The organism is Propylenella binzhouense (assembly GCF_009866965.1).
Lineage (GTDB): Bacteria > Pseudomonadota > Alphaproteobacteria > Rhizobiales > Afifellaceae > Propylenella > Propylenella binzhouense.
In genome coordinates, this window is record NZ_SPKJ01000052.1 from 20,283 (window position 1) to 28,689 (window position 8,407).

The 8,407-nt window shown below is 68.5% G+C and carries 10 protein-coding genes; 8 read left to right on the plus strand and 2 right to left on the minus strand.

Annotated elements, in window-relative coordinates; all coding sequences use genetic code 11:
• Positions 1-20: 20 nt before the first annotated feature.
• Positions 21-1,313 carry an O-acetylhomoserine aminocarboxypropyltransferase gene (locus E4O86_RS14400; protein ID WP_161141247.1) on the minus strand — a complete coding sequence of 431 codons (1,293 nt, stop codon included), beginning with the start codon at positions 1,311-1,313 and terminating at the stop codon, positions 21-23.
• A gap of 155 nt (positions 1,314-1,468) precedes the next feature.
• Here E4O86_RS14400 and E4O86_RS14405 point away from each other — a divergent pair, with 155 nt between their 5' ends.
• The gene (locus E4O86_RS14405) at positions 1,469-1,822 is read left to right on the plus strand and encodes a hypothetical protein (RefSeq protein ID WP_161141248.1); all 354 of its coding nucleotides are present in this window, start codon (positions 1,469-1,471) and stop codon (positions 1,820-1,822) included.
• A 31-nt stretch (positions 1,823-1,853) separates the two neighbouring features.
• A complete protein-coding gene (locus E4O86_RS14410) occupies positions 1,854-2,642 on the plus strand; it encodes a hypothetical protein (RefSeq protein WP_161141249.1) in 789 nt (262 codons plus the stop codon).
• Between the two features lie 61 nt (positions 2,643-2,703).
• Here E4O86_RS14410 and E4O86_RS14415 read toward each other — a convergent pair whose 3' ends face one another.
• A complete protein-coding gene (locus E4O86_RS14415) occupies positions 2,704-3,096 on the minus strand; it encodes a GFA family protein (RefSeq protein WP_161141250.1) in 393 nt (130 codons plus the stop codon).
• Between the two features lie 220 nt (positions 3,097-3,316).
• Here E4O86_RS14415 and E4O86_RS14420 point away from each other — a divergent pair, with 220 nt between their 5' ends.
• The 6 genes from E4O86_RS14420 (at position 3,317) to E4O86_RS14445 (ending at position 8,135) form a co-directional block, all read left to right on the plus strand.
• A complete protein-coding gene (locus tag E4O86_RS14420; protein ID WP_161141258.1) occupies positions 3,317-3,784 on the plus strand; it encodes an RrF2 family transcriptional regulator in 468 nt (155 codons plus the stop codon).
• A 102-nt stretch (positions 3,785-3,886) separates the two neighbouring features.
• The gene (locus E4O86_RS14425; protein WP_161141251.1) at positions 3,887-4,912 is read left to right on the plus strand and encodes a sulfate ABC transporter substrate-binding protein; all 1,026 of its coding nucleotides are present in this window, start codon (positions 3,887-3,889) and stop codon (positions 4,910-4,912) included.
• Positions 4,913-4,920: 8 nt separating this feature from the next.
• On the plus strand, positions 4,921-5,769 hold the full coding sequence (cysT, locus tag E4O86_RS14430) for a sulfate ABC transporter permease subunit CysT (protein WP_161141252.1): 849 nt from the start codon (positions 4,921-4,923) through the stop codon (positions 5,767-5,769).
• Entirely contained in the window at positions 5,762-6,634 is an 873-nt protein-coding gene (cysW, locus tag E4O86_RS14435; protein ID WP_161141253.1) for a sulfate ABC transporter permease subunit CysW, read from the plus strand. Before cysT ends, cysW begins: the two co-directional genes overlap by 8 nt.
• A 9-nt stretch (positions 6,635-6,643) precedes the next feature.
• On the plus strand, positions 6,644-7,720 hold the full coding sequence (locus E4O86_RS14440; RefSeq protein WP_161141254.1) for a sulfate/molybdate ABC transporter ATP-binding protein: 1,077 nt from the start codon (positions 6,644-6,646) through the stop codon (positions 7,718-7,720).
• Positions 7,721-7,874: 154 nt separating this feature from the next.
• Entirely contained in the window at positions 7,875-8,135 is a 261-nt protein-coding gene (locus tag E4O86_RS14445; RefSeq protein ID WP_161141255.1) for a hypothetical protein, read from the plus strand.
• Positions 8,136-8,407 lie beyond the last annotated feature (272 nt).

Below are 8,407 nucleotides of genomic sequence, written 5' to 3' on the forward strand. Positions count from 1 at the left end.
GCAGTGCGGCCGGCGCCCGCTCAGGCTGCCGCGGCCGCGAAGGCCTGCTCGAGGTCGGCGATGATGTCGGCCTTGTCCTCGAGCCCGACGGAGAGCCGGATCACGTCGGGGCCCGCCCCCGCCGCCGCCTTGTGCTGGTCGGGAACCTGGCGGTGCGTGGTGGAGGCCGGATGGATGATGAGCGAGCGCGTGTCGCCGATATTGGCGAGATGGGAGAAGAGCTTGACGTTTTCCACGACGGCCACCCCCGCCTCGTAGCCGCCGCGCACGCCGAAGGTCAGCACGGCGCCCGCCCCCTTCGGCACGTATTTCCGCGCCAGCCCGTGATAGCGGTCGCCGGGCAGGCCGGCATAGCTCACCCAGGTCACGTCCGGGCGGTCGGAAAGCCATTCGGCGACGGCGAGCGCGTTGTCGCAGTGCCGCTGCATCCTGAGCGGCAGCGTCTCGATCCCGGTCAGGATCAGGAAGGCGTTGAAGGGCGAGATCGCCGGCCCGAGGTCGCGCAGGCCGAGCACGCGGCAGGCGATCGCGAAGGCGAAATTGCCGAACGCCTCGTGCAGCACCACCCCGTGATATTCCGGGCGCGGCTCGGAGAGCATCGGATAGCGGCCCTCGCGCGACCAGTCGAAGGAGCCGCCGTCGACGATCACCCCGCCCATCGAATTGCCGTGGCCGCCCATGAACTTCGTGAGCGAATGCACGACGATGTCGGCGCCGTGGTCGAACGGCCGGCAGAGATAGGGGGTGGCGAGCGTATTGTCGACGACGAGCGGCACGCCTGCCCGCTTGGCGACATTCGCGATCGCCTCGATGTCGGTGACGATGCCGCCCGGATTGGCGATCGATTCGATGAAGATCGCCTTGGTGCGCGGCGTCACGGCGTTCTGGAAGGTGGCGATGTCGTCCGTGTCCGCCCAGACGACGTTCCAGCCGAAGCTCTTGAAGGACTGGCTGAGCTGGTTGATCGAGCCGCCATAGAGCTTGCGCGCGGCGACGATCTCGTCGCCCGGCTGCATCAGCGCGTGGAAGGTGATGAGCTGGGCGGCATGGCCCGACGCCACGGCGAGCGCCGCGGTGCCGCCCTCCAGGGCGGCGACGCGCTCCTCGAGCACGTTCTGCGTCGGGTTCATGATGCGGGTGTAGATGTTCCCGAAGGCCTGCAGGCCGAACAGCGAGGCGGCGTGATCGGCGCTGTCGAACGTATAGGCCGTCGTCTGGTAGATCGGCGTGATGCGGGCATGCGTGGTGGGGTCGGGCTGGGCCCCGGCATGGATTGCGAGCGTGTCGAAGCCTGGCATGCGTTCGTTTGCCATTCCAAATCCTCCCCTCGGCGCCTCTGGCAATGATGCGGATGTAGCCCAACCGCGGATCGCGGCATAGATCGACGCGCGGCTCGGCACTCCGCCGCTTGCGCCGGCCGTTCGCCCGCGGCATGCTCCCGATCCTGGGGCCAGTGGGGGCGGGCCGCATGCCGCTGCAGTCGGAGCTGTTCAAGGGCGACCCCGCCTTCGAGGCGTGTCTCGTCAAGGATTCCGCCCATATCACGAAGGGATCGGTCGGCTCGCACGTCGCCAAGATCCAGTATGCCGTGATGGCGCTCGAGCGCTTCGAGATCACCAGGAGCGAGCTCCTCGAGGGCCTCTACGGCACGTCGACGGCGGCGGGCGTGCTCGCCTACAAGACCCGGCGCAACATCATCAACCGCGCCTATCAGAGCCGGCCCGACGACATCGTCGGCAAGATGACGATCGCGGCGCTCGATGCCGAGATGTTCGCGCTGGAGACCCTGACGGACGCGCGCAGCAGGATCGGGCGGCGCTGACCGGCCGCAACAGCCTCGCGGAGATCGTTCGATGCCCGACGTCACCGACTACGTGATCGAGTACAAGGGAGCCCGCCCGTCGAGCGACGTGGACGATTTCAAGGGCATCGACAACATCCCCCTCGATCTCGGCATCTACAACCAGCGCCAGCAGTTCCAGGGAAAGAAGCGGGTCCTCGTTCGCCACGCGCTCGGCGTGTCGGATTCCGCGAAGGACAGGATGCTCGAGCCGAGCTACACGCGCCGGTATGTCGACGAGATCGTTGCGGCCCGGAATGCCGGCACCCCGATCGGGCTCGTCTGCATCTCCGGATACAGCAAGGGGTCGATGTATGCCGTCCGGCTCGTCCAGGAGCTCAATGCGGCATCCGTCGAGGTGCGCTATGTGGGCCTGTCGGACCTTCCGATCTTCCCCTACGGGTACGATCCCCGCGTCCCGAGCTTTCCCGACATGGTGCCGGTCAACGAGCCGTCGACCGACACGGCCGCGAGCGCGCGCGCCGTGCAGCATCCGCTGCGTGTCAAGTTCCCGCCCCAGGTGGCCCCGCCGCAGGTGCGCGCGAAGGAGATGGCCAACTATTACCAGCACAGGGGCAACGGGGTCGAGGTCAGGCGCCACCCGCGGCTTTCCTATCCGTGGTGGTGGTGGTCCTCGAACATGCCGAACGACGAGGTGCATGGCGAATTGCAGGGCTGGACGAACACCGAACTGCGGATCGCGGAGCAGATCAACGATTCCAAGTGCCACGACGTCGGGGACGAGGAAGGCCGGAAGCGGATCGGCGCGGACATTTCGCACGCCCTCGCGATCTTCCAGTAGCGCCCCTTCCCGCCCCTTCCCTCCCGGCCCGGATATTCCGGATCCCGGCTCGCGCCGCCGCCTACGCCTCGAAGCGGCTCGCGGCGTCGCGGTCGCGGTCGTATCGTCTGGCGAGCGGAAACGGCGGCAGCCAGGATTCGCGGCGGACGGTCCAGAGCTCGTAGGTCGGCATCAGCTGGTCGGGGGCATCGAGCGAGCCCAGGTTCACTTCGATCTCGTCCGCGGTCCGTCCGAAGACGGAGGAGCCGCAGCGGGGACAGAAGAACCGCCCGGCATAGGCGCGTGTCTCGCCTTCGACCGTCACCGCGTCCTGAGGGAACACCGCGGAGGCGTGGAACAGCGCACCGTGATGCTTGCGGCAGTCGAGGCAGTGGCAGAGGCCGACCCGGTAGGGGCGCCCCGACGCCACGATCCGGACCTTGCCGCACAGGCAGGCGCCCGTGAATCGGTCCATGCTGCGTCTCCTCCGGGATCAGGCGGGCGGAACGCCGCGGCGGACGGTGCCGTCGCCGCATCTGCCCGCGCCGGGCGGCGACGCGTCATGCTCCCGTAGCGGGCGATTGATCATCGCTTCAGGCGAGGAGAGCCTAGCATCGCGGGCAGCCGATGGCTATCTTGTTGAAACGACGGCAGTCCCGCCGCATTCCGCTCACTCCGCACCGCAAGCGAACCGGATGATTTCGCAGAAGGCCAAGTACGCGCTCCGCGCCCTGATCATGCTGGCGCGGGAGGGAGAGGGTGCGTCCCTCCAGATCGGCGAGATCGCTTCCGGCCAGTCCATCCCGAAAAAGTTCCTCGAGCAGATCCTGCTCGATCTCAAGCGCCACGGCATCGTGGTCAGCCGGCGTGGAAAGGCCGGCGGCTACGCCCTCCTGAAGCGCCCGGACCAGATCACCTTCGGCCAGGTGCTTCGCCTGATCGACGGGCCGATCGCGCCGCTCCCCTGCCTAAGCCGGACCGCCTATCGCCGGTGCGAGGATTGCAGCGACGAATCGGGCTGCGAGATCCGTCAGGTGTTTTCGCGCGTCGCCCAATCGGCGCGCGAGGTCCTGGACCGGACCACGATCGCCGACGCGCTGGGGCGCGGCAGGCCGGTCGTCGAGATTGAGACCTTCGCCGAAGCTGAAGCCATAACCAGCTGACATCACAAATATTTTTCCCCGGCCAGGTCCGCGCGCGCGCATCATGTTGACTTTGTCTACCTAGTAGGTAGGCTTAATGGGCAATCTGGTGGGAGTGCAAAGATGTCGAATGTCGTTCGAACTCGGTGTGCACTGGCTCTCGGCTTCGCGCTCGCGGTGTCCCTGCCCTCGTCGGCATTGGCGGACCGGGTCCTCCTGAATGTCTCCTACGACCCGACCCGCGAGCTCTACAGGGACGTGAACGCCGCCTTCCAGGAAAGCTGGAAGGCCAAGACCGGGGAGAGCGTCACCATCCGGATGTCGCACGGCGGATCCGGCAAGCAGGCCCGCAGCGTCATCGACGGCCTCGCGGCCGACGTCGTCACCCTCGCGCTCGAAGCGGATATCGACGCGATCGCGAAGGCGAGCGGCAAGATTCCGGCGGGCTGGCGGTCGCGGCTGCCGAAGAACAGCTCCCCCTACGTCTCGACGATCGTCTTCCTGGTCCGGAAGGGGAACCCGAAGGGGATTCACGACTGGGGCGACCTGGTGAAGGACGGCATCGAGGTCATCACGCCCAATCCCAAGACCTCGGGCGGCGCCCGCTGGAACTATCTCGCCGCCTGGGCCTGGGCGGAAGGCGCCTTCGGCGGGGACGGGCAGAAGGTTCGGCAATACGTCGCCGAGCTCTTCAGGCACGTGCCGATCCTCGATACCGGCGCGCGCGGCTCCACCACCACCTTCGCCCAGCGCGGGCTCGGCGACGTGCTCCTCGCCTGGGAGAACGAGGCCTTCCTCGCACTCGCCGAGTTCGGCGAGGACCGGTTCGAGATCGTCGTGCCGAGCGTCTCGGTCCGGGCGGAGCCTCCGGTCGCGCTCGTCGATGGCAATGTCGACGCCAACGGCACGCGCGATCTGGCGGAGGCCTATCTCGCATTCCTCTATTCGCCCGAAGCCCAGAAGCTCGTGGCGCACCATTATTACCGGCCGACCGACCCGGCTGCGGCCGATCCGGACGACCTGAAGCGCTTCCCGGACGTGAAGCTCGTCCCGATCGACGACCCTCTCTTCGGCGGCTGGGCGAAGGCGCAGCCCATGCATTTCGGCGACGGCGGCACCTTCGACCAGCTCTACAGGCCCGCCAACTGAGGCCAGCCATGACAAGCGCGCTCGGCCTGCCGCTCAGGCGGCCGAGTGTCCTCCCCGGCTTCGGGTTGGCGCTCGGCTTCACCCTCGTCTATCTCGGCCTCGTCGTCCTGGTGCCGCTCGCCGCGCTCGTCCTCAAGACCGCGGGCCTCGGCTGGGCCGGGTTCTGGGCGCTCGCAACGGACCCCCGCACGCTGTCGGCGCTCAGGTTGAGCTTTGGCACCGCGCTCGCGGCAGCCGCGATCAACCTCGTCTTCGGGCTCCTGGTCGCCTGGGTGCTCGTCCGCTACGATTTCCCGGGCCGCCGGCTGGTCGACGCAATGATCGATCTCCCCTTCGCGCTGCCGACCGCGGTCGCCGGCATCGCGCTCGCATCGCTCTACGCGCCGAACGGTCCGATCGGCGCCCTCGCGGCGATGGCAGGCCTCAGGATCGCCTTCACCCCGCTCGGCATCGTGGTGGCCCTCACCTTCGTCAGCCTGCCCTTCGTCGTGCGGACGATCCAGCCCGTGCTGGAAGAGATCGACCGCGAGCTCGAGGAGGCGGCGGCGACGCTCGGCGCCGGGCGGCTCGCCACGCTCCGGCGGGTCATCCTGCCGACGCTGGTCCCGGCCATGCTGACCGGATTTGCGCTCGCCCTCGCCCGTGCCGTCGGCGAATACGGCTCGGTCATCTTCATCGCGGGCAACATTCCCTACGTCTCGGAGATCGCGCCGCTCCTCATCGTGATCCGGCTCGAGGAGTTCCACTACCAGGCCGCCACGGCGTTGGCCTGCGACATGCTCGCCGTCTCCTTCGCGCTGCTTCTCGCGATCAACCTGGTGCAGGCCTGGAGCCGGGGGAGGTTCGGCCATGTCTGATGTCGCCCTGGCGGCCGGCGGCGCGGTCCGCCCGGTCACGACCGAGACCCGCGCCGTCCGCAGGGCACTCGTCGCGGCTGCGGTCGTCTTTCTCGCGCTGTTTCTTGTGCTGCCGCTCGCGGCCGTCTTCGCGGAGGCGTTCCGTGCCGGGCTCGCCGGCTATCTCGCCGCGATCCGCGAGCCGGATGCGCTCGCCGCCATCCGCCTGACGCTTCTCGTCGCCGCGATCGCCTGCCCCGCGAACCTCGTCTTCGGGCTCGCCGCGGCGTGGGCGGTGGCGAAGTTCGAGTTCCGCGGCAAGAGCCTGCTCGTGACGCTGATCGACCTGCCCTTCTCGATCTCGCCGGTGATCTCGGGCCTCGTCTACGTCCTTCTCTTCGGCGCCCAGGGACTGCTCGGTCCCTGGCTGAAGGCGCACGGAATCGAGATCATCTTCGCGGTGCCCGGCATCGTGCTCGCGACCATCTTCGTGACGCTCCCCTTCGTCGCGCGCGAGCTCATTCCGCTGATGCAGGAACAGGGATCGGGCGACGAGGAGGCCGCGCTCTCGCTCGGCGCGGGCGGCTGGAAGGTCTTCTTCCTCGTCACCCTGCCGAACGTGAAGTGGGCGCTCCTCTACGGCGTTCTCCTCTGCAACGCCCGCGCGATGGGGGAGTTCGGCGCGGTCTCCGTCGTCTCCGGGCACATCCGCAGCCTCACCAACACCATGCCGCTTCAGGTCGAGATCCTCTACAACGAGTACAATTTCGCGGCGGCCTTCGCCGTCGCCTCGCTGCTCGCCGGGCTCGCCCTCGTCACCCTCGTCCTCAAGTCCGTTCTCGAATGGCGGTACGGCCATGCCCTTTCGGCGGCCGGACGACACTAGGAGGCGTCGATGCAGATCCGCATCCAGAATCTTCGCAAGGATTTCGCGGCCACGGCGGCGCTCAGGGACGTCTCGCTGGAGGTCCGCTCGGGCGAGCTCATCGCCCTCCTCGGCCCCTCGGGATCCGGCAAGACCACCCTTCTCCGGCTGATCGCGGGGCTCGAGCGGCCGACGCATGGCCGCATCTTCTTCGGCGAGGAGGATGCTTCAAGCCTCAGCGTGCAGGAGCGGAATGTCGGCTTCGTGTTCCAGCACTACGCGCTCTTCCGGCACATGAGCGTGCTCGACAATATCGGCTTCGGGCTGCGGGTGCGCCCGCGCGCCCGTCGGCCGAGCCGGAACGCGATCCGCGCCAGGGCGCTCGAGCTCCTCGATCTGGTCCAGCTCTCCGGACTGGAGGAACGCTTCCCGAGCCAGCTTTCCGGCGGACAGCGCCAGCGCGTCGCCCTCGCCCGCGCACTCGCCATCGAGCCCCGCGTGCTCCTTCTCGACGAGCCGTTCGGCGCGCTCGACGCCAAGGTGCGCAAGGATCTGCGGCGCTGGCTGCGGGATATCCACGACCGGACCGGGCACACGACGGTGTTCGTGACGCACGACCAGGACGAGGCGCTGGAGCTCGCCGACCGCGTGGTGGTGATGAGCAACGGCCGGATCGACCAGGTCGGGACCGCCGACGAGATCTACGAGCAGCCCGCCTCCCCCGCGGTCTTCTCCTTCATCGGCGAATCGAGCGTCCTGCCCGTCCAGGTGAAGCGCGGCTGGATCTATCTCGACGACCGGGCGCTCGACCTGCGCGTCGACTGCCCGGACGGGCCTGCCGAGCTCTACCTGCGGCCGCACGACATCGACGTGGTCGAAAGCCATGCCGGCGCGATACCCGGCATCGTGTCGGCCGTCCGCCGCCAGGGCGGCATCCGTCGGCTCGAGCTCGAGACGGGTGCGCGGCGGACCCGGGTGGAAGTGGCCATTCCGGCCGATCAGACCCGCAGCTTCGCGGGTCGCGTTTCGCTCCGCCCGAGGCGCTGGCGCGTCTACCCGCTGAACGGCGGCGGACTGCAATCCGGCGGAGACCAGGCGGGCGCCTGAGCGCCCGATCGCCCGCCCTCCATCGGGGAAAACCTCCGCAGATGCGAGACAGGTCTTCGCATCCGCAAAACAACTTCGCCGGCGACGATTTCTTGCGCCGCCTACGGAACTTCGGAGCAGCAAAGGTACTTACCATGACAAAAGGAGAGGAAATATGCTGAACTTCGGATGGAACTGGTTCGGCCGGAACACGGTCGACGCCCTCAAGGCGAAGCTCGTCGACGTCACCGACGAGACCGCCGCGTCGTTCCGCCGGCGCGCGCTCGACATGCCGCGCCGCCGCTCGGTCGAGGACGTCGACTACGAGACGAAGCGGGCGCTGATGGTGTCGGAGCAGGTCCCGCCCGACGTCATGGCCGAATGGCTCCGCGATGAGGATTTCCGCCGCTACGTGGAGGCGCGCGGCCGGCACTGAGGGTGGCAGCGGCGCCCCCGCGCGCCGCGGCCGATCACTTCCTGCCCCCCGAGGGAGCGGAACGCATCCTCGCCCGTTCCCCGAACGTGGTTCTCGGCGGCGGCCCGGTGACGGGCGCCGATCCCGGGACGGGAAGTGAGGAGACACCCATGAAGACGAAGCTTCTGCTCGGAGCGGCGCTCGCCGGCGGCGTCGCGCTCGCCGGCCCCGCCGCGGCCGAGGAGCGGCCGGCCGGAGCGACGGGCGCGGTCCCCTGCACGATCATCCAGACC